Source organism: Methylopila henanensis (assembly GCF_042681025.1).
In the GTDB taxonomy this organism is placed as follows: Bacteria; Pseudomonadota; Alphaproteobacteria; order Rhizobiales; family Methylopilaceae; genus Methylopila; species Methylopila henanensis.
Map to the genome: position 1 here is coordinate 489,310 of NZ_JBHUER010000010.1, position 26,088 is coordinate 515,397.

Sequence of the window (26,088 nt, forward strand, 5' to 3'; positions counted from 1 at the left end):
CCGGCCTCCGCCTGAGCCGCGCGGTTCGCGCGCCCAGGCGACAGGCCGGGAGACGACACGCCGCCTGACCGACGCCTCACGAGACACCCGGACGCGCCCCAATGCCCTCCGACGCCAAACCTTCCGACGCCACGCCTTCCGCCGCCCGCGACTACTCCGAAACCCTGTTCCTGCCGCAGACCGACTTCCCCATGCGCGCCGGCCTCCCCCAGAAGGAGCCGGAGCTGCTGAAGCGCTGGGAGCGGATCGGGCTCTACGAAAAGCTGCGCTCGTCCAGCGCTGGGCGGAAGAAGTACGTCCTCCACGACGGCCCGCCCTACGCCAACGGCCACCTGCACATCGGCCACGCGCTCAACAAGATCCTGAAGGACGTCGTGGTGCGCACCCGCCAGATGGCGGGCTTCGACTCGAACTACGTGCCGGGCTGGGATTGCCACGGCCTGCCGATCGAGTGGAAGGTCGAGGAGGGCTACCGCGCCAAGGGCCTGAACAAGGACGAGGTGCCGGTCATCGAGTTCCGCAAGGAGTGCCGGGAGTACGCGCAGAACTGGATCGGGATCCAGTCCGCGGAGTTCCAGCGCCTGGGCGTCACCGGCGACTGGAACGACCCCTACACCACCATGAAATTCTCGGCCGAGGCGCAGATCGCCCGCGAGATCATGACCTTCGCGAAGACCGGCCAGCTCTACCGCGGCTCGAAGCCGGTGATGTGGTCGGTGGTGGAGAGGACCGCGCTCGCCGAGGCCGAGATCGAGTATCAGGAGTTCACGAGCGACACGGTGTTCGTGGCGTTTCCTCTTTCGCCATCGCCCGCCAGTCCTGCCGGTTCACACACCTCCCCCACGGTGACAGCCGGCGCTAACACGCCGGCACAATCTCATGCCGTAGCTGGAGATCTCGCGGACGCCTCCGTCGTCATCTGGACCACCACGCCGTGGACGCTGCCGGGCAACCGCGCCGTCGCCTACTCCCCGAAGATCACCTACGGCCTCTATGAGGTGACCGAGGCCCCCGAGGACAACTGGGCGAAGGTCGGCGCACGCTATCTGCTGGCGGACGCGCTCGCGGAAGGCGTGTTCAAGGCCGCCAAGGTCACCCGTTTCAAAAAGGTCCGGGACGTCACGGCCTCCGATCTCGAAGGCCTCGTCGCCGCGCATCCGCTGAAAGAGCACGGCTACGACTTCGCCGTTCCCTTGCTGCCCGGCGACCACGTCACCGACGACGCGGGCACGGGCTTCGTGCACACGGCGCCCGGCCACGGCCGCGAGGACTTCGAGCTCTGGATGGAGCATCGCTTCGACCTGGAGAAGCGCGGGATCAGCTCGAAGATCCCCTACACGGTCGACGCCGAGGGTTTTCTCACCAAAGACGCGCCGGGCTTCACCGGCCGCTCGGTCATCACCCACAAGGGCGACAAGGGCGACGCCAACCAGGCGGTCATCGACGCGCTGGTCGCGGCCGGCCGGCTGGTCGCGCGCGGAAAGCTGCGGCACCAGTACCCGCACTCCTGGCGCTCCAAGAAGCCGGTGATCTTCCGCAACACGCCGCAGTGGTTCATCCACATGGACCGCGACATCGCCGGCCCCGCGGACACGCTGCGCTCGCGCGCGCTCGCGGCGATCGAGGCCACCGCCTTCTACCCGCCGCAGGGCAAGAACCGGCTGCGCGGCATGATCGAGGGCCGGCCGGACTGGGTGGTCTCGCGCCAGCGCGCCTGGGGCGTGCCGATCACCGTGTTCACGCACAAGGAGACCGGCGAGATCCTGCAGGACCCGCGCGTCGACGCGCGCATCGCCGAGGCGTTCGAGGCGGAAGGCGCCGACGCCTGGTTCGCCGACGACGGCTCGCGCTTCCTCGGCAACGACCACGCGCTTTCCGACTACGAAAAGGTGCCGGACATTCTCGACGTCTGGTTCGATTCCGGCTCGACCCACGCCTATGTGCTGGATCGCCGCCCCGACCTCGCGCCGAAGCGCCTCGTCGACGGCGGCGAGGACCAAGTGCTCTACCTCGAAGGCTCCGACCAGCACCGCGGCTGGTTCCACTCCTCGCTGCTGGAGAGCTGCGGCACGCGCGGCCGCGCGCCCTACGACGCGCTGCTGACCCACGGCTTCGTGCTCGACGAGCAGGGCCGCAAGATGTCCAAATCGCTCGGCAACATCGTCGCGCCGCAGAAGGTCATCGAGCAGTCCGGCGCCGACATCCTGCGCCTCTGGGTCGTGCAGTCGGACTACGCCGACGACCTGCGCATCGGCCAGGAGATCCTGAAGACCGCGACCGACGCCTACCGCAAGCTGCGCAACACGCTGCGCTGGATGCTCGGGGCGCTGGCGCATTTCCACGACGGCGACGTCGTCGAGCACGCCGCCATGCCGGAGCTGGAGGGCTACGTGCTGCACCGGCTGGCGGAGGTCGATCTGGAGGTCGAGGCGGCCTATGAGGCCTTCGACTTCAGGCGCGGCTTCGCGAGCCTGTTCACCTTCCTGACGAACGACCTCTCTGCGTTCTACTTCGACGTCCGCAAGGACGCGCTCTACTGCGATCCGGCGTCGTCGGTGACGCGCCGCGCCTGCCTCACCGTGATCGACCGGGTGTTCCGCACGCTGGTGACGCGCCTCGCGCCGCTGCTGCCGTTTACGGCGGAGGAGACCTGGCTGTCGCGCTTCCCCTCCGAGGACGGCTCGGTCCATCTGGAGCTCTACGCCCTCGCCGATCCCGACTGGCGCGACGAGGCGCTGGCGGAGAAGTGGGAGAAGGTGCGCCGGGTCCGCCGCGTCGTCACCGGCGCGCTGGAGATCGAACGCGCCGCGAAGCGCATCGGCTCGTCGCTGGAAGCCGCGCCGATCGTGCATGTGACCGATCCGGAGCTGGCGCAGGCGCTCAGGGGCGTCGACCTCGCCGAGGTCGCGATCACCAGCGCGATCACGGTCGCCGCCGACGAAGGGCCGGCCGACGCCTTCCGCCTGCCCGACGTCGCCGGCGTGGCGGTGGTGTTCGCGCGCGCCGAGGGCCGGAAATGCGCCCGCTCGTGGAAGGTGACGCCCGACGTCGGCGCCGATCCGGACTATCCCGACGTCACCCCGCGCGACGCCCAGGCGCTGCGCGAATGGGACGCCGCGCGGGAGAAGGCGGCGTGAGGCGATGACGCTCGCGTCGCCCGTCCGCCGCGCCTATGCGCTGGCGCTCGTTGTGCTCGCGCTCGACCAGGCGCTGAAGCTCTGGGCGCTGTTCGTGTTCGACCTCGCGGAAAAGGGCCGGGTCGCGGTCGCGCCGATGTTCGACCTCGTGCTGGTCTGGAACACCGGCGTCTCCTACGGCCTGCTGCAGCAGGACAGCGAGTTCGGCCGCTGGGCGCTTGTCGCGCTCCATGTGGTCGCCTCGATCGCGATCACGATTTGGATCGCGCGCGAGAAGGACGCCCTTTCCGCGCTCGGCCTCGCGCTCATCCTTGGCGGCGCGATCGGCAACGGAATCGACCGGATCGCCTACGGCGCCGTAGTCGATTACGCCCTGCTGCACTGGGGAGACGCGACTTGGTACGTGTTCAACCTGGCCGACGCCGCCATCGTTGCGGGGGTCGGGCTGCTTCTGTATGGTGCGCTCCGCGGCCCGAAGAGCGCCGCAGGGGTATCTTCGTAGAGCGTCGGGCCGTAACAGGCTGGCGCTTCAAGGCCATCGCCTGAAGGACCAGTCGACCATGCGCCACGTCACCGTCCGCCTCGCCGCCGCGGCCCTCGCCGCCGCCGGACTGGCCGTCGCCCACCCCGCGCATGCGCAGGACATGGGCTCGAACCCGATCACCGATCTGTTCGACGCCTTCGGCATGGGCGACAAGGAAAAGCCCGAGATCGAGTACCGCGAGCGGCCGGCGCTGGTGCCGCCGTCGTCGGTGAACCAGCTTCCGCCCCCGCAGGCGAAGGGCGCCGTCGGCCAGGCGACCGGCCAGTGGCCGTCGGATCCGGACGTCGAGCGCCGGGCGCGCCAGCGCGCCGAAGCCGACCTGCCCCGCACCGAGCAGCGCAGCTACCGCATGGGCGACCGCGAATCCCGCCTCGACCCGAGCGAGCTCAAGAGCCGGCGCGTGCCGAGCGAGGCCGGCGTCGGCGGCTATACCCCGACGCAGGGCGACAACGAGATCTCGCGGCTGTCGCCGAGCGAGCTCAAGAGCCGGCGGGCCGTGACCCGTCGCGACGCCGGCGGCTACGCCCCGACGCAGGCCGACAACGATATTTCGCGGCTGTCGCCGAGCGAAGTGAGCGGGCGCCGGGCCGTCTCCTCGTCGGCCGAAGCCGCCCCTGCCCCGGTCGCCCCGGTCGGCGAGCGCAAGCGTCTGACCGACCCGCCGACCGGCTACCTCCAGCCGGCCCAGACCGCGCCCTATTCCGGCCCGCAGACCGCCGCGGCGCAGGACAAGGCCTGGTACCAGAAGCTCAACCCGTTCTCGAACTGAGCGGCCATCGCCGCCGCTCAGGGTTGGTCGACGCCGCGCCTCCGGCGCGGCGGGACGGTCGCGCGCGCCCCGGCCGGGACGCGGTCCGCGCCGGATGACGCAAACTTAATCCGCGGCGAGCCCATGTGAGGCGCGACGCCGCTCGCGCGCCGGGACGCCCGCGCCTATATGTTGGGCGCTGCGCCGGGCGTCCGCCCGGCCGCCCTGCGGTCTCAGCTATGTCCGCGGGCTTCGCTCGACAACGTCAACGCGATGGCTGCAGGATCGATGCTCAAACGTCTCACCGGAGGTTTCGCCAGAACCATGGCCGCCGTCACGCTCGCAGGCTCCCTCGCCGGCCTCTCGCCGTCCGCGACCGAGGCCGAGCCCGCCCGAGCGGCGGGCCCCCAGGTCTCGACCTTCACGCTGGACAACGGGCTCGAGGTGGTGGTGATCCCCGACCGGCGCGCCCCGGTCGTGACGCACATGGTCTGGTACAAGGTCGGCTCGGCCGACGAGCCGCGCGGCGTCTCCGGCATCGCCCACTTCCTCGAGCATCTGATGTTCAAGGGCACCGCCAAGAACCCGGCCGGCGCGTTCTCGAAGCAGGTCGCCGAGCTCGGCGGGCAGGAGAACGCCTTCACCTCCTTCGACTACACGTCCTATTTCCAGCGGGTCGCCAAGGAGCACCTCGCGACGGTGATGGCCTTCGAGGCCGACCGCATGACCGGCCTTGTGCTGACCGACGAGGTGGTGAATCCCGAGCGCGACGTGGTGCTGGAGGAGCGCCGCTCGCGCGTCGACGGCGATCCGTCCTCGCAGCTTTCCGAGGCGGTGGCGGCGACCCTGTTCGTGAACCACCCCTACGGCACGCCGATCATCGGCTGGGAGCACGAGATCGAGAAGCTGTCGCGCGAGGACGCCCTCGCCTTCTACAAGCGCTTCTACACCCCGAACAACGCCATCCTGGTGATCGCCGGCGACGTCGACGCCGACGAGGTCAGGACGCTCGCCGCCGAGACCTACGGCAAGGTGGAGCGTCGCGCCGATCCCGGCCCGCGCCTGCGCCCGACCGAGCCGGAGCCGCGCGCCGCGCGCCGCGTCTCGCTGTCCGACCCCCGGGTGACGCAGCCGTCGATCTCCAAGCAGTTCCTCGCCCCGTCCTACGAGACCGCGGCCGGCGACGAGGCCTATGCGCTCGATCTCGCGGCGCAGATTCTTGGCGGCGGCACCACGAGCCGCGTGTACCGCTCGCTCGTGGTCGAGAAGGGGGTCGCCGCCAGCGCCGGCGCCTGGTACCAGGGCGACGCGCTCGACGACGGCCGCTTCGCGATCTACGGCAGCCCCCGCGGCGCGGCGACGCTGCGCGAGGTCGAGGCCGCGCTCGACGAGACCATCGCGCGCTTCCTCGACGAAGGCCCGACGGCCGAGGAGCTGGAGCGCGCCAAGACCCGGCTCGTCGCCGACACAATCTACGCGCAGGACAGCCAGGCGACGCTCGCCCGCATCTACGGCGCCTCGCTCGCCACCGGCGGCACGGTCGCCGACGTGCAGAACTGGCCCGCCAAGATCCGCGCCGTGACCGCCGACGAGGTGCGCGCGGCCGTGCGCGCCGTGCTCGACCCGCGCCGCGCCGTCACCGGCGAGCTGATCGGCGCCAAGGCGCCGGCCGCCCGTCCGGCCGCCGAGGCGCGCCCGTGACGGCGCGCGCCGCGTCGCCCATGGTCTCCCGCGCTCTGAAAGGACTGTTCGCCGCCATCATGATCACCGCCGCCAGCCTCGCCGCCACCGCCGCCGCCCGCGCCACCGACATCCAGCGGGTGAAGACCCCCGGCGGGACCGAGGCCTGGCTGGTCGAGGAGACCGCCGTGCCGGTGATCGCGGTCGAGATCGCCTTCCGCAGCGGCGCCGCGCAGGACCCGGACGGCAAGGAAGGCCTCGCCGGCCTGATGGCGACGCTGTTCGACGAGGGCGCCGGCGACATGTCGGCCGAGGCGTTCCAGCAAACGCTCGAGGACAAGGCGATCGAGCTGTCGTTCTCGTCCAGCCGCGACGGCGTGACCGCGAGCCTGCGCGCGCTGCCGGAGACGGTCGACGAGGCGTTCCGCCTGCTCGGCCTCGCGCTGTCGAAGCCGCGCTTCGACCAGGACGCGCTCGACCGCATGCGGGGCCAAGTCTCCGCCCAGATCCGCCGCAACGCGCTCGATCCTGACGATCTCGCCGGCCGCACCTTCTTCGCCACGGCGTTTCCGGGCCATCCCTACAGCCGGCCGTCCCGCGGCACGCTGGCGAGCCTCGCGAGCCTGACCCGCGACGACCTCGTGGCGTTCCACAAGCGCCAGATCGCTCGCAACAACGTGGTGATCGGCGTCGTCGGCGCGATCGACGCCGAGCGGTTGAAGGGCCTTGTCGACGGCGCGCTGAGCGGCCTGCCGGCCAAGGCCGAGCTCACCCCCGTGCCGACCGTGACGCCGCAGGGCGCCGGCCGCACCGAGGTGGTCGAGCTCGACGTGCCGCAGAGCTCGATCATCTTCGGCCGCCCCGGCCCGCTCCGGAACGACGACGATTTCATCCCGGCCTACGTGGCGAACCACATCCTCGGCGGCGGCACCTTCTCGTCGCGCCTGTTCACCGAGGTGCGGGAGAAGCGCGGCCTCGCCTACTCCGTCTACAGCTACCTGCAGCCGTTCGACCACGGCGGCCTGCTGCTCGGCGGCGTCGCGACCCGCAACGACCGCGCCGGCCAGTCGGTCGACCTGATCCGCGCCGAGATCGCGCGCATGGCGAAGGACGGCCCGACGGCGGAGGAGCTCGCCAGCGCCAAGCGCTACCTGATCGGCTCCTACGCGCTGCGCTTCGACACCTCGGCGAAGATCGCGAACCAGCTCGTGCAGCTCCAGCTCGACGACCTCGGCATCGACTACATCGACCGCCGCAACGCGATGATCGAGGCGGTGACGCCGGAGCAGGTGAAGGCCGCGGCCGCCAAGCTGTTCGACGGCGGCAAGCTGCTGGTGGTCGCGGTCGGCAAGCCCGCCGGCCTCGCTGACGCCAACGTCCGCAAGCCGCCGGCGCCCGACGCGGCCGGCGACGCCCCCGGCGCGCCTGCGCCCGCCCCCGGCGGCGCGCCGCGCTGAGGCCCGTCGTATCGAAACCCGACGTCATGGTCCGGCTTGACCGGACCATCCATCCCCGGCGTCGATAGTCGATAACGGCCAACAAGATGGGTCGTCCGGGAACTCGAATGTTTTCGAGTTTCCTCCTGAAGGTGGTTCAGATCGGCAACGCCGATCTGAACGCAAGCCGGAGGACGACAGGCGATGACCGCAGCGCTCGATCGCTCGTGCGGTTCTGCGTAACCGCCCGGCCCCTTACGCCAGCACGAAGATCAGCCCGGCGATTGCGAAGCCCATCACGCTGATCAGGGTCTCCAGCACCGTCCAGGTCTTGAGCGTGGTCTTCAGGTCCATCTCGAAGAACCGGCCGACCAGCCAGAACCCGCTGTCGTTGACGTGGCTTGCGATCACCGAGCCCGCGGCGAGCGCGAGCACCAGCGAGGCGGTCTCGACAGAGTTGTAGCCGGCCGCGGCCACCGCCGGCTGCACCAGACCGGCCGCGGTGATGAGAGCGACCGTCGCCGAGCCCTGCGCGATCCGGAGCGCGGCGGCGATGACGTAGCCCGCCACGAAGATGTGCATGCCGAGCCCGTCGAGCGCGCCGGCGAGCGCGGACCCTATGCCGCTTTCCCGCAGCACGCCGCCGAACATGCCGCCGGCGCCGGTGATCAAGGTGATGGCGCAGATCGGGCCGAGCGCGCTGTCGACCAGCTTCTCGAGCTCGCCGAGGCCCTTTCCGCGGCGGACGCCCAGCACGTAGGTCGCGACCAGCACCGCGACGAGCAGCGCGATCGGAGTCTGGCCGAGGCCGCGCGCGACGATGAACCATTGCGCCTTGCGGTCGAAGACGCCGGCGGCGGCGAGGAAGTCGAGGCCGGTGTTGACGAAGATGATCGCGAGCGGCAGCAGCAGCAGCCAGATCACGGTCGAGGACTTGGGCGGGTTCGGATCGTGCGCCGCCTGCGGGCCGCCGGACAGGAGCTCCGGCACCTTCACCTCGATGCGCTTGCCGATCCAGAGGCCGAACAGGTAGCTCGTGACGTACCAGGTCGGCACCGCGACCACGAGGCCGAGCAGCGTGACGAGGCCGATGTCGGACTTCAGCAGTTCGGTCGCGGCCACAGGCCCCGGATGCGGCGGCACGAACACGTGCATGACCGAGAACGCGCCCGCCGCCGGGATGCCGTAGCGCAGCAGGCCGCCGCCGAGCCGCTTCGCCACCGAGAAGATGATCGGCAGCATCACCACGAGGCCGGCGTCGAAGAAGATCGGGAAGCCGAAGATCAGCGACGCGACGCCGAGCGCGAACGGCGCCCGCTTCTCGCCGAACAGCCGGATCAGGTCGTCGGCGAGCGCCTGCGCGCCGCCTGAGACCTCCACCAGCCGGCCGAGCATCGCGCCGAGGCCGACGAGCAGCGCCACGGTGCCGAGCGTCGTGCCGAAGCCCGAGATCAGGGTCGGCACCACCTTCTCCGGCGCGATGCCGGCCGCGAAGGCGGTGACGAGGCTGACCAGGATCAGCGCCAGGAAGGCGTGCATCCGGAAGCGCATGATCAGCACGAGCAGCGCCACGATGGCGGCGGCGGCGATCAGCAGCAAGGGTCCGGCGCCCATGGCGGGCGCGGCTGCGGCAGGGGTCATCGGGTCTCTCCCTCGGGGAAGGTCAGGCGCGCGCGGCGACGGCGCGGGGCGCCGGATCGCCCAGCCCGAGCGCCTCGAGCGCCCGCGCGACGACCGTGTCCGGGTCCGCGTCGACGTCGACGAGAACGCCGTCCGTCTCGTCCGGCGCGAGCTTCTCCAGCGCCTCGAACTGGGAGTCGAGCAGGGAGACCGGCATGTAATGCCCGGTCCGCTTCGCCATCCGCTCCTTGACGAGCGAGAGCTCGCCGACGAGCTCGACGAAGCTGAGCTCGACGGTCGCGCCGCGCAGGACCTCGCGGTAACGCCGCTTCAGCGCCGAACAGGTGACGACGCTGGACGATCCGGCCGAGGCGTGGTCCGAGATCCAGTCGCGGATGCTCGCGAGCCAAGGGGCGCGATCGTCGTCATTGAGCGGGACGCCGGCCGACATCTTCTCGATGTTCGCCGGCGGGTGGAACTCGTCGGCCTCCGCGAACAGCCAGCCGAGCCGGCCCGCCAGCGCCTTGGCGACGGTGGTTTTGCCAACCCCGGACGGCCCCATCACCACGATGCATCGCGCGCTTGGCTGCGTTTCCGGCAACTGAGCCTCCCTCGGCCTGATCTTGTTGGGCCGACCTTCGCGCCGCCCGAGGGATGCGTCAAATAGCGCGGGCGCGCCGGTTCCCAGCCCCTGCGCCGACGCAAAGCTCTCCGGGCGCGAAAGCAAGCGAGCCCCGGCCCGGAGCCGCGGCTCCGGGCCATGTCCATGCCCCGCGACAGCCTCTAGACTGGCCCCCGACTCGCCAGCCCAGAGACACCACGCTCGCCGATGCCCGTCCGCCTGCTCTCCGACGTCGTCGCGAACCGCATCGCCGCGGGCGAGGTGGTGGAGCGCCCGGCGTCCGTCGTGAAGGAGCTGGCCGAGAACGCGCTTGACGCCGGCGCGCGCCGGATCGAGGTGGCGCTGCAGGGCGGCGGCGCGCGGCTGATCCGCGTCGCCGACGACGGCTGCGGCATGGAGCGCGACGACCTGACGCTCGCGGTGGAGCGGTTCGCGACCTCGAAGATCGCCTCCGACGCCGATCTCGTCGGGATCGCGACCATGGGCTTCCGCGGCGAGGCGCTGCCCTCGATCGGCGCGGTGGCGCGGCTCGGGATCGAGACCCGAACCGCCGGTTCAGCCCACGGCTGGCGGCTGTCGGTCGAAGGCGGCGTCAAGTCCGAGCCCGAGCCCGCGGCGCTTCCCCACGGCACGCGCATCACCGTGCGCGACCTGTTCTTCGCGACCCCTGCGCGCGCCAAGTTCCTGAAGACCGACCGCGCCGAGGGCCAGGCCGCGGCCGAAGTGGTGCGCCGGCTCGCGCTCGCCGCGCCGCAGGTGGACTGGACGCTCACGCTCGAAGACCGGACGCTGCGCTTTCCCGCCGTCTCCGACGACGACGCCGGCCGCGCCGAGCGCATGGCGCAGGTCCTAGGCGCGGAGGTCGCCGAGGCGGTCGTCGCGATCGCGGGGACGCGCGAGGGCGCCGGGATCGCCGGCCATGTGGGGCTCAGCCACCTGCACCGCGCGACGGCCGCGGCGATCCACCTCTCCGTCAACGGGCGCCCGGTGCGCGACCGCCTGCTCGTCGGCGCGCTCAAGGCGGCCTATCAGGACGTGACGCCGCGCGACCGCTGGCCGGTCGCGGCGCTCGACATCCGCGTCGGCGCCGGCGAGGTCGACGTTAACGTGCACCCGGCCAAGGCCGAGGTGCGGTTCCGCGATCCCGGCCTGATCCGGGCGTTGCTGATCTCCACCGTGCGGGCGGCGCTCGCCGAGCGCGGCCCGGCGCCCTACGCCGCCGGCGGGGCGGAGCTGGCGCGCTTCGCCGCCGCGCCCTTCGGCCACCGGCCCGCCGCGCGGCCGGCGGCGCCGACGCGCTGGCCGCAGCCCGCCCCGCGGCGCGGCTTCGGCGAAGCGGCGCAGGCGGGGTTCTCGGTCGATCTGGTTGACCTACCCCCCGCCGCCGACCCACAGGTCGCCGCGGCCGCCCCCGACGCCGCGCTCGACCGCCCGCTCGGCGCCGCCAAGGCCCATCTGCACGACACCTATGTGCTGGCCGAAACCCGCGACGGCGTCGTGCTGGTCGACGCCCATGCGGCGCATGAGCGCCTGAAGTACGAGGAGCTGAAGCGCCTGCGCGCCGCCTCCGGCGTGCCGCGCCAGGAGCTGCTGGTCCCGGACGTGGTCGACCTCGACCCCGCCGACGCCGAGCGGGTGCTGGCCGCGGCCGACCTGCTTGCCGGGCTCGGCCTCGCGGTCGAAGGCTTCGGGCCCGGCGCGGTGCTGGTGCGCGCGACGCCCGCGCCGCTCGGCCCCTGCGACGGCGCCGCGCTGCTGCGCGACGTGGCGGAGGCGCTCGCCGAGGGCGACGCCGAAGCGGCGCCGGTGGCGCGCCGGCTCGACCACATCCTCGCGACGGTCGCCTGCCACGGCTCGGTGCGCGCCGGCCGCAAGCTCAAGCCCGACGAGATGAACGCGCTGCTGCGCGCGATCGAGGCCGAGCCCGCCGCCTCGACCTGCAACCACGGCCGCCCCACCTTCGTGCGGCTCGCCGTCGCCGACCTCGAAAAGCTGTTCGGCCGCAGGTGACGTCGGATGGGTTGATCGCGCCGTCCTCCTCCCGCACACAGGATCGACGTTCGTCGAATCGCCGGGGAAGGCCGCCATGCTGGAACAGACCGCCGCCGATCTGCTGATCCGCCTCGCCGCCGTCTATGCGCTGCTCGGCCTGTTCGTCGCGCTGACGGTGATCGTCGCGCTCACCGCGGTGCGGCTCATCGCCGTGCCGAAGCTGCTGCGCACCGCGCTCTACGGCGTCTACGCGCTCGCCGGCGTCGGGCTGATCGCGGGCTGGCTCGCGGGCGCGCTGCAGCCGCCGGACGCGGCCGCCACGCAGGTCGCCGCCGCCGCCGAGAGCGCCAAGGCGTTCCAGGCCCGCAACAGCGCGATCGTGGCCTCGGACTCGGGCCAGGTTCCGGTCGGGCAGGTCGGCACCGTCTACATCCAGGTCCCCGACATGGACGCCCGCTTCGCCGCGGAGAACCTGTGGCGGACGCTGAGGGCGGCCGGCTTCCAGTCGCCGGGCATCGAGGTCATCTCCGGCCGCTCTCCGGCGGAGCCCGAAGTGCGCTACTTCAACGACGCCGACAGGCCGCTCGCCGACCAGGTCGCGGCACTCGCGGCCCAGCACGGGCTGAAGGGCTCGGTGGTGAAGACGATCGCGAACTACACCGCGCCGCCCGGCCAGATGGAGTTCTGGTACCCCCGGTGACGGCGGCGGCGAGCGGGCGGCCCTGCGCATGGCGACGGACCCGACGCTCTCCGCGCGCGAACGGCGGCTGATCGAGGCGATAGCGAGCCCGGTGATCGTGATCGCGGCGGGGAACGACGCCGTGATCCTCGCCGCCAACCCCGCCGCGCGGCGGCTGCTCGGCGAGCGGACGGCGGCGCGACGCCGGCTCGCGGCGGCGCTGGGGCCGGACGCCGCGGCCGCGCTCGCGCGGACGATCGGAGCGATGGCGCTGAACGGAGCCGGCGCAGGCGTGACGCTCGACTGCGGGGCGGCGGGCGCGGTCCGGTTCGAGCTCGCACGCGATCCGAAGGACCCCGGCCTCGTGGTCGCGACGCTCCGCCCCGAGGCAGCGGCCGCCGGCGCGGCCGACGAACGGGCGGAGATGCGCGCCGTGCTGGAGTCGCTCCCCGTCGGCGTCGAGCTCTATGATCGCGACTTCAACGCCCTGTTCTACAACAGCGCCTCGGACGCGCTGTTCGATTACGCTGGCGTCGCGATCGCCCATCACGACCACTGGTGGCGGCTGGCCTTTCCCGACGCCGAGGCGCGCCGGAGCGCGCGCGGGGAATGGCGGCGCACGGTCGCCGCGGCGCGCGCCGACCCGTCCCGCGCCCACATGGCCGAATGGACCGTGCGCACGCGCGACGGCGGCGACCGCGTCATCCAGTTCTTCTACCGCTTCCTCGGCGAACGCTACGCCCTCGTCCTGTGGGACGTGACAGAACAGCGCCGGCTGGAGGCGGAGCTCCGCTCGGCGGCGCGGACGGATGCGCTGACCGGCGCGGCGAACCGCCGGCGCTTCGTCGAACGGCTCGCCCATGACGTCGCGGCGGCGCGCGCCGGCGGCGGTCCTCTCGCGCTGATCGTGCTCGACATCGACCACTTCAAGGCCATCAACGACCGCTTCGGCCACGCCGCGGGAGACGACGCGCTGCGGGCGGTGGCCGAGCGCGCCGCCCGCGCGCTGCGGCGCGACGACATGCTCGCGCGGGTCGGCGGGGAAGAGTTCGCCGCGCTGCTGCCGCGGGCCGGCCGCGCGGAGGCCCAGGCCGTCGCGGAGCGCCTGCACGCGGCGGTCGCGGGCGCCCCGATCGTCGCCGGCGCCGTCACGCTCGGGGTGACCGTCAGCCTCGGCGTCGCGCTGCTGCGCGACGACGACCGCGCGCCGGACGATCTCTTCGCCCGCGCGGACGCGGCGCTCTACGCCGCCAAGGCGTCCGGGCGGAACAGGGTCGTGTTCGAGGAGCCCTGAGGACAGGCGCAGATCGACGTTGACTCCGGTAGGAGCCTGATACCAAAAAGAGACCTAAGCGAAGCGCCGCCGTCGCGAGCCCCGGCCGCCGGTTGGGTCCGGTCAGGAGACCATCCGCCATGGGAATCGAGCGGCTCATCCTGACGCAGGTGATCGTCTATTCGGTCGCCGTGCTGATCGTCGCGCTCACCCTCGCGATCGTACTGGACCTGTTCGGCCTGCGGCGCCTGCCCGCCGAGATCCGCAAATATATCTACCGCACCTTTCTGGTCGGCATCCTTGGGCTCGTGCTCGCCTTCGTCACCGGCGTGCTGAAGACGCCGGGCGAGATCGAGAACGCGGTCGGCCAGGTGGTGGCGCGCTCCACCGAGAACAACATCCGCCTCTCGAACGCCCGCTCCTCCGCCATCCTGCCGGAAGCGCTCGCGGGAGCCGCGCCGCGGCCGGCCGATCCGCAGTCCGCCGCAACCGTCTACGTGCAGGCCTCGACGCTGGCGCAGAAGAACGGCGCCGGCCCCTTCCTCGCCGCGCTGAAGCAGGCGGGGGTGAAGACGCCGGGGGTCGAGATCGTCGGGGTGCGCGCGCCGCCCAAGGCGGAGCTGCGCTACTTCAACGACGGCGACAAGGATTTCGCCGAGAGGATCGCCGGCGTCGCCCGCGCGAACGGTTTCGACGACGTCGTGGTCAAGACCATCACCAGCTACAAGGCGCCGCCGGGCCAGCTCGAATTCTGGTACCCCCGCGCCGTGGCCGATCCGGCCCTGTGAGGCGCGGAACGCCTCCTCAGCGGGCGAAGGCCTCGAGGATGTTGCTGAAGTCGTCGGTCCAGGGCCGGCGCGCCATGTCCGGCGCGACGCGCGTCCAGCCCGTTCCGGTCGCGATCGGTCCGACGTCGGCGTCGTTCGCCGCCAGCATCACCGCCGTGACGCTGGTGCGCATCCGCGCGGAGATCGGCTCGTCGAGGTCGCCCTCGCGCCGGAGCCATGTGGCGAGCCCGAGATCGGCGCCCACCCGGGCGAGGATCGGCGCGAGCTCGAGGTGCCGGTTCGAGACGTGCATCAGGATCGCGCCGCCGGGCGCGAGCTTCGAGCGGTAGAGCGCCAGCGCCTCGCGGGTCATCAGATGGGCCGGGATGGCATCGGACGAGAAGGCGTCGACCACCACGAGGCCGAAGCCTCCCGGCTGGTCGGCCATGGTGAGGCGGGCGTCGCCCAGCACGAGCGGCGCGTCGGGCGCGCAGGCGCCCACGAACGGGAAACGGCCGCCCGGCCGGGCCAGCCGGATCACGGTGTCGTCGATCTCGAGGAAGCGCCAGGTCTCGCCCGCGAGACGATGGCAGGCGAGGCTGCCGCTGCCGAGCCCGATGACGGCGACCTCCCCGAGCGAGCCGCCGCGGGCCGCGCGGATCGCCGCGACGCCCTGCCCGAGCGCGCCTTCGCGGGTGTAGTAGGTGGTCGGCTCCGGCGCGCCCTCGTAAGGTGAGCCGTCGTCGTTCGCGACGCGCATGGCGCCGTGGATGGTGTTGCCGTGCACGAGCGTCACGAAACGGCCGTCGGCGGTCGGCGAGACGCGGTGCACGCCGAAGAACGAGCGCAGGCTCTCGCCGCGCTGCGCGCCGGGCGTCACCCCGCAGGCGACCAGGGCGGCGCCGAGCGCAAGCGGGACCACGCGCGCGGGCCGGCCCCAGAGCACGACCATCCCGCCGGCGAAGGCGAGCGTCAGCGCCACATGCACGCCGACGCCGGCGGACGGTTCGATCGCGGCGTAGAGCGCGCCGAGGGCGACGGCCCCGAAAGCGATCACGCCAATCGCGACCAGGTCGCGGCGGTCCTCCCCCTTGAGCGCGAGGCCCGGCAGGCAGAGCGCGGCGGCCGCGAGCAACAGCGGGTATTCGGCGACGGTCGAGAACAGGCGCGGGGCCACGAGCGCGGCGAAGGAGCCGCCGAGCACGCCGCCGAGCGACATGAACAGATAGAAGCGCGTGAGGTCGCCGGCGGCCGGCCTCAGCGCGTAGAGCCGGCCGTGCGCGGTGAGGGCGACGGCGGTCAGCAGCGCGAGATGGAGCGGCAGCGCCACCGCGATCGGCCAGTCCGACATCAGCGAGACGAAGGCGGCGGCGGTGAGCGCGACCTGCACGAAGGCGAGCGGCTTCGGCGCGATCAGCGGCTTCGCGCGGAACGCCGCGACGAAGGTGAGCAGGAACAGCGCGAGCGGCGCGACCCACAGCAGCGGCGCCGCCGCGACGTCCGTGGTGATGTGCGCGGTGACGGCGACCAGCAGCGCCGAAGGCACGAAGGCGAGCCCGACCCAGGCCGGCCAGCGGCCGGACGACGCCGCGTCGCGCGCGGCCGGGGCCGCCGCCGCCCCCCCGCCGCGCAGCGCGGCGAAGCCTGCGAGCGCGATCAGCCCGATCAGCACGGCGTAGCCGGCGGTCCACAGCCGGCTCTGCCCGGCGAGCGCCATCAGCGGTTCGGCGACGAGCGGATAGGCGACGAGCGCGCCGACCGAGCCGAGGTTCGAGGCGGCGTAGAGGAAGTAGGGATCGGACGCGCCTTCGCGACGCGAGGCCGCGAACCACGCCTGCAGCAGCGGTCCGTTGGCCGAGAGCGCGAAGAACGGCAGGCCGACCGACGCCCCGAACAGGCCGAGCAGCCAGATCGCCTCGCCGTCGGCGGGCGGACGCCCCCAGCCCGCGGCGACCGCGATCGGCAGGACGGCGAAGCCGACCCCGAGCACGGCCAGATGCGCGATCACGGCGTTCCTGAGCGTCAGCGTGCGGGTGATGAGATGCGCATAGGCGTAGCCGCCGAGCAGCAGCGCCTGGAAGAACACCATGGCGACCGACCACACGCCCGGCGCGCCGCCGAGCGTCGGCAGCACCATCTTGGCGAACATCGGCTGCACGGCGAACAGCAGGAAGGCGGAGAGTCCGATCGCCGCGGTGAACACCGTCGCCGCGCCCACGACCGCGCGCCGGCCCGCCGCCACGCCCTCGATATCCGCCGCCGTCATGCCGCCCGTCTCCCGCATCCCCGGGAGACGCTAGGCTGGGACCGCTTAACGCCGCCCTTATGCGGGCGGAGACGCCCTCAGAATCATCACCTTGGTGTCGCCATAGGCGCGGGTTTCGAGCTCCTCGAAGCCGGCGGGCGTCGCGGCGTCGGCGTTGGCCGCCTCCTCCCAGACGACGAGGGCGCCGGGCTTCAGCCAGCCGCCGTCGCGGGCGGAGGCGAGCGCGCGTTCACCGAGGCCGCGGCCGTAGGGCGGATCGGCGAAGACGAGGTCGAAGGGCGCGACCGCGCCGATGGGCCCGAGATGCGTCGCGTCGCGGCGGGCGATGCGGCTCACGCCGCCGAGGCCGAAAGCCTCGACATTGGCGCGCAGGCAGGCGCGCGCCTCCGCGCCCTCGTCCACGAACAGCGCGTAGCGCGCCCCGCGCGACAGCGCCTCGATGCCGAGCGCGCCGGTGCCGGCGAACAGGTCGAGCGCGCGCGCGCCATCGGCCGGATCACCATAGGCGTGGGCCAGCACGTTGAACACCGCCTCACGCAGCCGGTCGGTCGTGGGACGGATCGCGCGCGAGTCCGCCGCCGGACCTTTGAGCGCGCGGCCCTTGAACTTACCGCCGACGATCCGCACCGCCCGGCCGTCCCTTGCCGCCGCCGGGCTTGCCCCCGGCAGGTCTACCCGCAGCAGGCCTGCCCCCGCCGCCGGGCTTTCCGCCCGGGCCGCGCGGCTTGAAGCCTCCGGGCTTGCCGCCCGGCTTTCCGCCGCCGCCGGGCTTCGCCCCGCGCGGACGGCCGTCGCCACGCGGCGCGTCGCCGTCGCTGCGCGGACGGCCCGCGAATTTCGGACGGTCGCCGGCGGGGCGGTCGCCCGCGGGACGATCGGCGCGCGGGCGGTCGCTGCGCGGAGGACCCGAGCGGCGTTCCCCCTGCGGCCGTTCCGGCCGCTCGCCGTCGGTCCGGCGCGGCGCGCGCGCGCCCTCGGGGCGCTCACGGCGTTCCGACGTCGCGGCGTCGTCGCGCCAGCGCGGCGCTGAGGTCCGCGGCGCCGCGGGACGACGTTCGCCGCCGGGAGCCTCCCGACGATCGGGGCGCGGGGCGCGCGGGGGACGCTCGCCGCCCGCCCCGGACCGGGCCGGACGCTCGGAACGTTCGCCGCGCTCGACACGCTCCGGACGGGCGCGGGGCTGCTCGCCGCCCTCGCTCCGATCGAACGGGCGCGGGGAGCGCGCGGGACGGTCGCCGCCAGCCTCGCGGCGGGGGCCGCGAGCCGCGCGTTCGCCGCGCTCGGGCCGGTCTCCGCGATCCGGACGGCCGAGCGGACGCTCGCCGCCCTCGTTCCGCGCGAACGGACGGGGGCCGCGCGCCGGGCGCTCGCCTCGGTCGTCGCGACGCGGACCGCGATCGGGACCATCGGAACGACCGCCGGCCTTTGCTCCGGGCTTGGCTCCGGCCTTGGCGTCGGCGCGCGGCGGGCGCGGGGCGCGGCCTGCGGCGCCGAAACGCTCGGCGGCCGCCGGATCGCTGCGGCGCACGCGCTTCGGCGCGGGATCGGCCTCGCCGCGCTCGACTCGCTCCACCTTGACGGCGCGGCCCTTGCGGTCGGCGACGGAGCCCGCGCGCTTCTTCACCGGCGCGCGCTCCTCGCTCGGGCCGGCGGCGGCGGGCGCCGCCATGTCGCGGGGCCGGGCGACCGGGGCGCGCCGGCCGACGCGCTGCGACGGATCCTTGAGCCGGTCGCGCTCGGCGGTCGCGCGCGCCTCCGGGCCGGACTTGCGGCCTGCGCCGCGGCCGCCGGTCGCGAGCGGCGCGTCCTCGCCATGGTCGAACGCCGACGCCTCGAAGTCGCAGCCGGCCTCTTCGGCGAGCCGCTTGCCGAGCTGGTCGGCGAGCGTGCGGGTGCGCACCTCCTCGACCGCGCCCTCGCCGAGGTCGCCGAGCTGGAACGGCCCGAAGGAGATGCGGATCAGGCGGCTGACGGCGAGGCCAAGATGCTCGGCGACGCGCTTGACCTCGCGGTTCTTGCCCTCGCGCAGCCCGATCTGCAGCCAGCAATTGTCGTTGAGCTGGCGCTCCAGCGTCGCTTCGATGCCGCCGTAGTGGAAGCCGTCGATGGTCACGCCGTCCTTGAGCGCGTCGAGCTTGTCCTGGGTCACCCGGCCGAAGCAGCGCACGCGGTAGCGGCGCAGCCAGCCGGTTTCGGGCAGCTCCAGCACGCGCGACAGGCCGCCGTCGTTGGTGAGCAGCAGCAGGCCTTCGGTGTTGATGTCGAGCCGGCCGACCGTCACCACCCGCGGCATCGCGGGCGGAAGGATCTCGAACACCGTCTCGCGGCCTTCGGGATCGTGCGTGGTGGTCACATAGCCGCGCGGCTTGTGGTAGAGCCAGAGCCGCGTGCGTTCGCGGGCGGGCAAGGCGCGGCCGTCGACCGTCACGCGGTCCGCGGGCGTGACGTTGCGGGCGGCGGCGTCGATCACCGCGCCGTTGACCGCGACGCGGCCGGCGGCGATCCAGGCCTCGGCCTCGCGGCGCGAGCCAAGGCCGGCGCGGGCGATCACCTTGGCGACGCGCTCGCCGGGCGGCGAGGCGGTCCTGTCCTCGGCGCCCGGATGCGGGGCGTCGGTGCGGTCGGTTTCATCTGTCATGACGAGCGGGCGATAGCACGTGAGCGACGGGTTTACGAGGGCGAAGACGGCCGTGACGCCGATGGCGCGGGCGCTCGACGAGGCGCGGGCCGCCGCGGCGCGCGGCGAGACGCCGGTGGGCGCCGTGGTGACCCGCGACGGCGCCGTCATCGCAGCCGCCGGAAACCGCACCCGCGAGCTCAACGACCCGACCGCGCACGCCGAGATCCTGGCGATCCGCGCCGCCTGCGTCGCGGTCGGCAGCGAGCGGCTCGTCGGCTGCGACCTGCACGTGACGCTGGAGCCCTGCCCAATGTGCGCCGGGGCGATCTCCTTCGCCCGCATCCGGCGGCTCTATTTCGGCGCGGAGGACCCGAAGGGCGGCGCCGTCACCTCGGGCGTGAGGCTCTACGGGCAGCCGACCTGCCACCACGCTCCCGAGGTCTATCCCGGCATCGGCGAAACCGAATCCGCCGAACTCCTCAGGGCCTTCTTCCGCGCGCGAAGAGACCCCATGTCGGGCGTGTGAACCGGAACGCGTCTGGCGCGTTGTCGGGCTGGGCATTCTTGAGAGGAAGTTTCATGGACGTCGTCCGCATCCTGATCGCCATTCTGCTGCCGCCTCTCGGCGTGTTCCTGCAGGTGGGCATCGGCCTGCACTTCTGGCTCAACATCCTGCTGACCATCCTCGGGTACATCCCGGGCATCATCCACGCCATCTGGGTCATCATCCGCAAATGAACGCGCGCGCCGCGACCGGCTTCGCCGGACGCATGCCCCGCGAGCCCGGCCACGCCGAGACACTCGACGAGCTCGATCGGCTCGCGCATCTGCTGGACTCGCGCTGGCGGATTCCCGGCACCAACTGGCGCTTCGGCGTCGACGCCCTCGTCGGCCTCGTGCCGGTCGCGGGCGATCTCTCGGCGGCGCTTGTCTCAGGCTACATGATCAAGCGCGCGCATGAGCTCGGCGCGCCCGGCCACGTGCTCGCCCGCATGGTCGGCAACGTGGCGCTCGACACCGTGGTCGGCAGCGTGCCGATCCTGGGCTCGGTGTTCGACGTCGCCTTCAAGGCCAACCGCCGCAACATGGCGCTGCTGCGCCGGCATTTCCAAGACCGCTGACTTTTTAGACCAGGACGACGCCTTCGCGGCGCGTTACGCGATCTTTCGCAGCCCCCAAATCGTCTTGGTTGTAGTGGGATTTTCTGTTCTACTATAATCAGGATCACACAGCCTTTGCGGGGACGGCATGGGTGCGCGCTTTTTATTGATTTTTTTCTTCGCAATCGCGGCATCGCCTGATGCATGGTCCGCACCCGAATGTAGAGAGGGATTTCAACCTCGAGCGTCATACTGCGTATCGCAGAAAATGAGCGACTACCTCGCCTGCTTGGAGGCGTCGGGAGGAAACAAATCCGAGATCACCTCCGAATTTTCTACTGCCGTGAAGGAAAAGCTGAGCGGAAAAGTATCCGGCTCCGGCCAAGGAGTGATTGTACGAGCCGACGGTTCGATCGAAGTCGACAGCAGCTCCGAGAATATTATTCTCGGAAAAATGTCGTCGAAATTTTATGAAGGAGCCATGAAAGAATGCAGGAACGTACTCGACATAAAAGAGGACGCCCCCCATAAATCTTCATGGGTAATGGAAAATGGAATCCTCAATCTTATAAGCAACACCGATAATGTAGAAAATATAGAAATAAAACTGTATATTATGATAGAAACATTTCTGAAATGGAATGGCAATTATCAGCTGCACGGTCGGTATGCGAGCACCACGCCCGGAGTTGTCTACGCGGCGCACGGGGGCGACAAGCTGATCTTCTCGTTTCCGCTGGAAGATCAAGCCGACTCGTTTCGAGAGAAAATCGACGAAATTTTACGCAATTTGCACGCACATAACGTGGAACAAAAGTTAACATATCTACAGAATTGCATGCAGATCGAGTATGACTTTGCCGGAAGACATTATAGATATTTCCGACAGGAGATAGTCCCCTATGATAAGATGGCCACGGGAAAAATAAATCTTGATAAAATGACTTTTGACCGAGAGTGCACTGAAAACTTTTCCACAATCAGCAAGCACCCCGACGCCTATAAAACGGGAGGACAGATAGGGATGTTCGAATTTTGGTCCGGAAACGACAGACAAGAACTCTCAAACGTGATCGCTACAGATCTTGGACGACAGATAGCTTCCTGGACCAAACGCATCGCTGCAGAGAATAAATGATGATACGGAGTTAATATTCGCAATAATTCTCAGCCCAGCGCCGCCTCGATCGCCCGCTTGGTCTCCTCACGCGCATGTTCGGTCGCGCGCAGCACGGCGGAGGTCTTCAGGAAATCGAGCAGCGTGATCGCCTCCACATGGGGGCGGATCACCGCGTCCGGCGCGCGGCGTTCGAGCTTCAGAGCCACGATCGTCGCCTGCATGATCTGAACCGAGCCGAGCCCGATCTCCATCGCATTGGGCGGACGGGGTCTGTCGAGCACCGCCCCGCCGGTGACGTCGACCGCGATCACGGCGTCCACGTCGCCCAGCACGTCGAACGGAAGGGGGTTGGTCATGGCGCCGTCGATCAGAGTCCGATCCCGGTGGACGACCGGTCGGAACAGGCCGGGGATCGCCATTGACGCCGCGACCGCCGGCCTGAGCGGTCCGTCGCGGAACACGATCTCGGCGCGGGCGAAGAAGTCGGTCGCGATCGCCGCGAACGGGATCGCAAGCTCCTCGAACGTCTCCGCCACGCCCTCGGGCAGGAACAGACCCATCAGCGTCTCGGCGTCGAGCAGCACCGGGTTGCGCGAGCCCGCGCCGAACAGGTCCGGCAGCCGGCCGACCCTCGCCTTCCAGAACTTGCCGACCACGTCGCCGCGCGTCCGGAGCATCGCCGCGGTGTGGGCGCGCAGCTCCGCGGCGCTCAGGCCGGAGGCGTAGGCCGCGCCGTAGATCGCGCCGATCGACGTGCCGGCGATCGCGGACGGACGGACGCCGAGATCGTCGAACGCCTGCAGCGCATGGATATGGGCGAGGCCGCGCGCGCCGCCGCCCCCAAGCGCGAGGCCGATGCGGCGCGCGCTCATCCGCCGAACAGGTCGGGCTGCCCGGCCGGCCCGGGCTTCCGCGCCCTCGGCTCCCGCTTCGCCGCGGGCTCCGCAGGCCGGGTCGGTCCCTCGCCGGACGTCGTCGCCCCGACTTCGCCGTCCGCGAAAACGAGCCGAAGCGCGTCGCCGGGCTGAAGCTCGCCCGCGCGGCGCACGACCTCGCCGCTCCCCTCGCGCAGCGCCAGCGCATAGCCGCGCTCCAGCACGCCGGCGTGGCTGTAGCTCCGGAGCAGCTTCCACGCTCCGGCGAGCCGGTCGCGCCGGCGCTGCTCCAGCGTGGCGAAGGCGCGGGAAAGCCGGCCCTTCAGCGCATCCGCGCGCTCGCGGCCGAGCGCGATGCGGTTCGAGAGCGTCGCGGGCTGCAGCCGGGCGCCGGCCGCCGCGAGCCGGGCGCGGTGGCGGCCGGCGTTGGCGGCGAGCGCGGGGCCGAGCCGCGCGGCGGCATGGTCGAGCCGCTGGCGCGGCGCCTGCAGCAGCGCGCCGAGCGCCGGCAGCGCGCGCGCCGCGGAGCGCAGCTCCGTGCGCCTGGCCTCGAGCCCGCGGAAGGTCGCGCCGCGCAGCCGGCTCCCGAGCTCGGCCACATAGGCGACGAGCTCCGCCCGGACCGGCGCGACCATCTCGGCGGGCGCCNGCCGTCGGCGTCGGCGCGCGCCGGTCGGCGGCGTGGTCGATCAGGGTGACGTCGGTCTCGTGGCCGATGGCCGAGACCAGCGGGATTCCGCTCTCCGCAGCCGCGCGGACGACGATCTCCTCGTTGAAGCTCCAGAGGTCCTCGAGGCTGCCGCCGCCGCGCGCGACGATCAGCACGTCGGGCCGCGGGATCGGCCCGCCGGGCGCGAGCGCGTTGAAGCCGCGGATCGCCGCCGCGACCTCCGCCGCGGCCGTCTCCCCCTGAACGCGCACTGGCCAGACCAGCACGTGCGAGGGGCAGCGGTCGGCGAGGCGATGCAGGATGTCGCGGATGACGGCGCCGGTCGGAGACGTGACGACGCCGATGACCTGGGGCAGGTAAGGCAGCGGGCGCTTGCGGTCCGGGTCGAACAGCCCCTCGGCCCGTAGCTTGCGCTTGCGCTCCTCCAACAACGCCATCAGCGCGCCGACTCCGGCCGGCTCCAGATGGTCGATCACGATCTGGTAGGCGGACTTGCCGGGATAGGTGGTGAGCCGCCCGGAGGCGATCACCTCCATGCCCTCCTCCGGCTTGAAGCGGAGCTTGCCGAAGGCGCCGCGCCAGACCACGGCGTCGATCTTGGCGCCCTCGTCCTTCAGCGCGAAATAGGCGTGGCCCGAGGAATGCGGCCCGCGATAGCCCGAAATCTCGCCGCGCACGCGCACATGGCCGAAGGTCTCCTCCACCGTGCGCTTGAGCTGCTGGGACAGTTCCGAGACAGTGACGTCACGGGCGTTGGTAGGCGCGGCTGCGGCGTCGCTCAGGGTCATGGGCCTCTCTTCGAACTGCGCCGGTCCCTCATACCCCAAAACCCGCCGCCGCCGCGACATTGCTGCGTCGCAGCAAATACGAAGACGTCTAAATCCAAGTCGATCACAATTTCGTCTGCGACGGTACGGCGCATTGTGAGTGTTATGATTGTCTTATTTGAATTTCCGCGCATGCGCGCCAGGTCAGCGGAGACGAGGATACGTCTTCGTTCATCGGGATACTGTTTAATCTAATTCCAATCCGCCGCCTCATCCGCGCCTGTTGAACGATAAGTCCCGGAGCGATCGACTCGTAATCGAGCGCGCGCCGAGAACAACGCAACCGAGGAGAACGTCATGCGTACCGCCCTGCTGGCCGCGCTCTGCGTCGCCCTGCCCGTGTCCTTCGCCTACGCCGAAGAGCCGATCGAGATCGTCGAAGGCGGCGCCGCGAGCGCCAACGCCGTCAGCATCGAGAGGATGTCCTTCGCGACGCCGGAAATTAAGATCAAGGTCGGCGACAGCGTGACCTGGACCAACAACGACGACATCGCCCACAACGTCCACTTCCGCCAGGGTCCCGCCAAGGGCAACCCGAAGGCGCAGGGCAAGATGCTGTCGAAGGGCGAGACCTACACGGTCAAGTTCGGCGTCGCCGGCGAATATAGCTACCTCTGCACGCCGCATCCCATGATGAAGGGCAAGGTCATCGTCGAGTGATCTGACGGGCCGGGCGACCGGTCCAGTTCGCGGCCGGCGGCGCGCCCCGCCGTCGGCCGCGACCGGGAGCGCGGCCTTGTCATGGCGGGGCGCGCATGGGCCATGGCCATCGCACCCGACAGCCTCTAGAACGGCGCGACACCGACCACGTCGACGCCCGCGCGAGGCCCCATGATCGTTCTCCTTCTCGGCTCCGGCGGCCGCGAGCACGCGCTCGCCGCAAGCCTCGCGAAGAGCCCGCGGCTCACGCGCCTCATCGCCGCGCCGGGAAACCCAGGCATCGCGGAGCACGCCGAGCTACGCGACGTCTCCGTCGACGACCTCGACGGGATCGTGGCGCTGGCCAAGGCCGAGGCCGTCGACCTCGTGGTGGTCGGCCCCGAGGCGCCGCTCGTGGCGGGCGTCGTCGACCGTCTCGCGGACGCCGGAATCAAGGCGTTCGGCCCGAGCAAGGCCGCCGCCCGGCTCGAAGGCTCCAAGGCCTTCACCAAGGCGCTGTGCGCCGAACACGGCATCCCGACCGCGGGCTTCCGCCACTGCCGCGACGCGGCCTCGGCCCACGCCGCCGTCGACGCCTTCGGCGCGCCCGTGGTGGTGAAGGCCGACGGCCTCGCCGCCGGCAAGGGCGTGGTGGTGGCCGAGACGCTGGACGACGCGCACGCGGCCGTCGACGCGCTGTTCGAAAGCGACGGCGCCGAGGCGGTGGTCGAGGAGTTCATGGAGGGCGAGGAGGCGAGCCTGTTCGCCCTGTGCGACGGGACGACCGCGCTCCTGTTCGGCGACGCGCAGGACCACAAGCGCGCCTATGACGGCGACGAGGGGCCGAACACCGGCGGCATGGGCGCCTACTCGCCGGCGCCGGCGCTCAGCCCCGCGCTCGCCGAGGACGCGATGGCGCGCATCGTGCGGCCGACGTTGAAGGCCATGGCGGAGGCGGGCGACCCGTTCGTCGGCTTCCTCTACGCCGGGCTGATGCTGACCTCGGACGGCCCGAAGCTCGTCGAGTACAACACGCGCTTCGGCGATCCCGAGGCGCAGGTGGTGCTGCCGCGCCTGAAGGACGACTTGCTCGACCTGCTCTTCGCGGCGGTCGACGGCGATCTCGCCGCCCGCAAGCCCCGTTTCGCCCGCGAGACCGCGCTCGCCGTGGTGATGGCGGCGAAGGGCTATCCCGGCGCCTATGAGAAGGGGTCGGAGATCCGCGGGATCGCGAAGGCCGCGGCCCGGCCGGGCGTCACCGTGTACCACGCCGGCACCGCGCGCGACGGCGATCGCCTGCTGGCCGTCGGCGGGCGGGTGCTCGCGGTCTCCGCCATCGGCGCCGACGCGGCCGAGGCCCAGATGAACGCCTACGCCGCGGTTGACCTGATCGACTGGCCCGAGGGCTTCTGCCGCCGCGACATCGGCTGGCGCGCCGCCGCCCAGGCCGAGGAAGGGTGAGGCTCAAGCCGC

Annotated in this window: 21 protein-coding genes and 1 pseudogene; 15 read left to right on the plus strand and 7 right to left on the minus strand. The window is 71.6% G+C overall.

The genetic code is table 11. From position 1 onward, the window contains the following. Positions 1-101: 101 nt before the first annotated feature. From ileS to ACFSCV_RS15475, 5 genes are all read left to right on the plus strand, one after another. The gene (gene ileS, locus ACFSCV_RS15455) at positions 102-3,137 is read left to right on the plus strand and encodes an isoleucine--tRNA ligase (RefSeq protein WP_378800463.1); all 3,036 of its coding nucleotides are present in this window, start codon (positions 102-104) and stop codon (positions 3,135-3,137) included. A gap of 4 nt (positions 3,138-3,141) precedes the next feature. Then, positions 3,142-3,639: a signal peptidase II gene (gene lspA / locus ACFSCV_RS15460; RefSeq protein WP_378800464.1), complete on the plus strand. Its 498-nt coding sequence runs from the start codon at positions 3,142-3,144 to the stop codon at positions 3,637-3,639. A 58-nt stretch (positions 3,640-3,697) separates the two neighbouring features. Continuing rightward, the gene (locus ACFSCV_RS15465) at positions 3,698-4,450 is read left to right on the plus strand and encodes a hypothetical protein (RefSeq protein ID WP_378800465.1); all 753 of its coding nucleotides are present in this window, start codon (positions 3,698-3,700) and stop codon (positions 4,448-4,450) included. Between the two features lie 303 nt (positions 4,451-4,753). Beyond that, the gene (locus ACFSCV_RS15470; protein WP_378800466.1) at positions 4,754-6,130 is read left to right on the plus strand and encodes a M16 family metallopeptidase; all 1,377 of its coding nucleotides are present in this window, start codon (positions 4,754-4,756) and stop codon (positions 6,128-6,130) included. Further along, positions 6,127-7,566, plus strand: coding sequence for a M16 family metallopeptidase (locus ACFSCV_RS15475; RefSeq protein WP_378800467.1), 1,440 nt, complete (start codon positions 6,127-6,129; stop codon positions 7,564-7,566). The genes ACFSCV_RS15470 and ACFSCV_RS15475 overlap by 4 nt, the downstream gene beginning before the upstream one ends. Positions 7,567-7,800: 234 nt before the next feature. Here the strand turns inward: ACFSCV_RS15475 and ACFSCV_RS15480 are convergent, their stop codons facing one another. Continuing rightward, positions 7,801-9,186 (minus strand): GntP family permease, encoded by a 1,386-nt coding sequence (locus ACFSCV_RS15480; protein ID WP_378800468.1) that lies wholly within the window; start codon positions 9,184-9,186, stop codon positions 7,801-7,803. 22 nt (positions 9,187-9,208) lie between these two features. Further along, complete coding sequence (locus ACFSCV_RS15485) at positions 9,209-9,766, minus strand: gluconokinase (protein ID WP_378800469.1); 558 nt, start codon at positions 9,764-9,766, stop codon at positions 9,209-9,211. A 228-nt stretch (positions 9,767-9,994) separates the two neighbouring features. On the opposite strand from ACFSCV_RS15485, the gene mutL reads away from it, so the two are divergent. From mutL to ACFSCV_RS15505, 4 genes are all read left to right on the plus strand, one after another. Further along, a complete protein-coding gene (gene mutL / locus ACFSCV_RS15490; RefSeq protein WP_378800470.1) occupies positions 9,995-11,797 on the plus strand; it encodes a DNA mismatch repair endonuclease MutL in 1,803 nt (600 codons plus the stop codon). Between the two features lie 76 nt (positions 11,798-11,873). Then, positions 11,874-12,479: a hypothetical protein gene (locus ACFSCV_RS15495; protein ID WP_378800471.1), complete on the plus strand. Its 606-nt coding sequence runs from the start codon at positions 11,874-11,876 to the stop codon at positions 12,477-12,479. A 28-nt stretch (positions 12,480-12,507) separates the two neighbouring features. Continuing rightward, positions 12,508-13,752 (plus strand): sensor domain-containing diguanylate cyclase, encoded by a 1,245-nt coding sequence (locus tag ACFSCV_RS15500; RefSeq protein WP_378800472.1) that lies wholly within the window; start codon positions 12,508-12,510, stop codon positions 13,750-13,752. 119 nt (positions 13,753-13,871) lie between these two features. Further along, positions 13,872-14,519, plus strand: a complete 648-nt coding sequence (locus tag ACFSCV_RS15505; protein WP_378800473.1) for a hypothetical protein — start codon at positions 13,872-13,874, stop codon at positions 14,517-14,519. 16 nt (positions 14,520-14,535) lie between these two features. Here the strand turns inward: ACFSCV_RS15505 and ACFSCV_RS15510 are convergent, their stop codons facing one another. Genes ACFSCV_RS15510 through ACFSCV_RS15520 form a run of 3 tightly spaced genes read right to left on the minus strand, consistent with a single transcriptional unit; the run spans position 14,536 to position 19,402 of the window. After that, positions 14,536-16,764, minus strand: coding sequence for a hypothetical protein (locus ACFSCV_RS15510; RefSeq protein ID WP_378800474.1), 2,229 nt, complete (start codon positions 16,762-16,764; stop codon positions 14,536-14,538). Between the two features lie 57 nt (positions 16,765-16,821). Then, entirely contained in the window at positions 16,822-17,391 is a 570-nt protein-coding gene (gene rsmD, locus ACFSCV_RS15515) for a 16S rRNA (guanine(966)-N(2))-methyltransferase RsmD (protein WP_378800475.1), read from the minus strand. After that, complete coding sequence (locus ACFSCV_RS15520; RefSeq protein WP_378800476.1) at positions 17,372-19,402, minus strand: pseudouridine synthase; 2,031 nt, start codon at positions 19,400-19,402, stop codon at positions 17,372-17,374. The genes rsmD and ACFSCV_RS15520 overlap by 20 nt, the downstream gene beginning before the upstream one ends. A 61-nt stretch (positions 19,403-19,463) precedes the next feature. On the opposite strand from ACFSCV_RS15520, the gene ACFSCV_RS15525 reads away from it, so the two are divergent. The 4 genes from ACFSCV_RS15525 to ACFSCV_RS15540 all read left to right on the plus strand — a co-directional run bounded on the left by ACFSCV_RS15525 (position 19,464) and on the right by ACFSCV_RS15540 (position 21,622). Next, positions 19,464-19,910: a nucleoside deaminase gene (locus ACFSCV_RS15525; protein ID WP_378800753.1), complete on the plus strand. Its 447-nt coding sequence runs from the start codon at positions 19,464-19,466 to the stop codon at positions 19,908-19,910. Between the two features lie 53 nt (positions 19,911-19,963). After that, entirely contained in the window at positions 19,964-20,122 is a 159-nt protein-coding gene (locus ACFSCV_RS15530; protein ID WP_271199264.1) for a YqaE/Pmp3 family membrane protein, read from the plus strand. Next, positions 20,119-20,505, plus strand: a complete 387-nt coding sequence (locus ACFSCV_RS15535) for a DUF4112 domain-containing protein (protein ID WP_378800477.1) — start codon at positions 20,119-20,121, stop codon at positions 20,503-20,505. Before ACFSCV_RS15530 ends, ACFSCV_RS15535 begins: the two co-directional genes overlap by 4 nt. A gap of 247 nt (positions 20,506-20,752) precedes the next feature. Then, a complete protein-coding gene (locus ACFSCV_RS15540) occupies positions 20,753-21,622 on the plus strand; it encodes a hypothetical protein (RefSeq protein WP_378800478.1) in 870 nt (289 codons plus the stop codon). Positions 21,623-21,651: 29 nt separating this feature from the next. On the opposite strand, the gene ACFSCV_RS15545 is transcribed toward ACFSCV_RS15540, so the two are convergent. Both ACFSCV_RS15545 and xseA read right to left on the minus strand, forming a co-directional pair. Further along, positions 21,652-22,476, minus strand: a complete 825-nt coding sequence (locus ACFSCV_RS15545; RefSeq protein WP_378800479.1) for a patatin-like phospholipase family protein — start codon at positions 22,474-22,476, stop codon at positions 21,652-21,654. After that, positions 22,473-23,937, minus strand: a pseudogene (gene xseA / locus ACFSCV_RS15550) (exodeoxyribonuclease VII large subunit). The gene ACFSCV_RS15545 and the pseudogene xseA overlap by 4 nt, the downstream one beginning before the upstream one ends. 336 nt (positions 23,938-24,273) lie before the next feature. On the opposite strand from xseA, the gene ACFSCV_RS15555 reads away from it, so the two are divergent. Then, positions 24,274-24,636, plus strand: coding sequence for a cupredoxin domain-containing protein (locus tag ACFSCV_RS15555; protein ID WP_378800480.1), 363 nt, complete (start codon positions 24,274-24,276; stop codon positions 24,634-24,636). Between the two features lie 171 nt (positions 24,637-24,807). Further along, on the plus strand, positions 24,808-26,076 hold the full coding sequence (gene purD / locus ACFSCV_RS15560) for a phosphoribosylamine--glycine ligase (RefSeq protein WP_378800481.1): 1,269 nt from the start codon (positions 24,808-24,810) through the stop codon (positions 26,074-26,076). Positions 26,077-26,088: the final 12 nt, after the last annotated feature.

Coding starts and splice junctions, on each gene's coding strand:
- ileS (WP_378800463.1), top strand. CDS start 102: ATGCCCTCCGACGCCAAACCTTCCGACGCCACGCCTTCCGCCGCCCGC.
- lspA (WP_378800464.1), top strand. CDS start 3,142: ATGACGCTCGCGTCGCCCGTCCGCCGCGCCTATGCGCTGGCGCTCGTT.
- ACFSCV_RS15465 (WP_378800465.1), top strand. CDS start 3,698: ATGCGCCACGTCACCGTCCGCCTCGCCGCCGCGGCCCTCGCCGCCGCC.
- ACFSCV_RS15470 (WP_378800466.1), top strand. CDS start 4,754: ATGGCCGCCGTCACGCTCGCAGGCTCCCTCGCCGGCCTCTCGCCGTCC.
- ACFSCV_RS15480 (WP_378800468.1), bottom strand. CDS start 9,186: ATGACCCCTGCCGCAGCCGCGCCCGCCATGGGCGCCGGACCCTTGCTG.
- mutL (WP_378800470.1), top strand. CDS start 9,995: ATGCCCGTCCGCCTGCTCTCCGACGTCGTCGCGAACCGCATCGCCGCG.
- ACFSCV_RS15495 (WP_378800471.1), top strand. CDS start 11,874: ATGCTGGAACAGACCGCCGCCGATCTGCTGATCCGCCTCGCCGCCGTC.
- ACFSCV_RS15500 (WP_378800472.1), top strand. CDS start 12,508: ATGGCGACGGACCCGACGCTCTCCGCGCGCGAACGGCGGCTGATCGAG.
- ACFSCV_RS15505 (WP_378800473.1), top strand. CDS start 13,872: ATGGGAATCGAGCGGCTCATCCTGACGCAGGTGATCGTCTATTCGGTC.
- ACFSCV_RS15510 (WP_378800474.1), bottom strand. CDS start 16,764: ATGACGGCGGCGGATATCGAGGGCGTGGCGGCGGGCCGGCGCGCGGTC.
- ACFSCV_RS15520 (WP_378800476.1), bottom strand. CDS start 19,402: ATGACAGATGAAACCGACCGCACCGACGCCCCGCATCCGGGCGCCGAG.
- ACFSCV_RS15525 (WP_378800753.1), top strand. CDS start 19,464: ATGGCGCGGGCGCTCGACGAGGCGCGGGCCGCCGCGGCGCGCGGCGAG.
- ACFSCV_RS15530 (WP_271199264.1), top strand. CDS start 19,964: ATGGACGTCGTCCGCATCCTGATCGCCATTCTGCTGCCGCCTCTCGGC.
- ACFSCV_RS15535 (WP_378800477.1), top strand. CDS start 20,119: ATGAACGCGCGCGCCGCGACCGGCTTCGCCGGACGCATGCCCCGCGAG.
- ACFSCV_RS15540 (WP_378800478.1), top strand. CDS start 20,753: ATGAGCGACTACCTCGCCTGCTTGGAGGCGTCGGGAGGAAACAAATCC.
- ACFSCV_RS15545 (WP_378800479.1), bottom strand. CDS start 22,476: ATGAGCGCGCGCCGCATCGGCCTCGCGCTTGGGGGCGGCGGCGCGCGC.
- ACFSCV_RS15555 (WP_378800480.1), top strand. CDS start 24,274: ATGCGTACCGCCCTGCTGGCCGCGCTCTGCGTCGCCCTGCCCGTGTCC.
- purD (WP_378800481.1), top strand. CDS start 24,808: ATGATCGTTCTCCTTCTCGGCTCCGGCGGCCGCGAGCACGCGCTCGCC.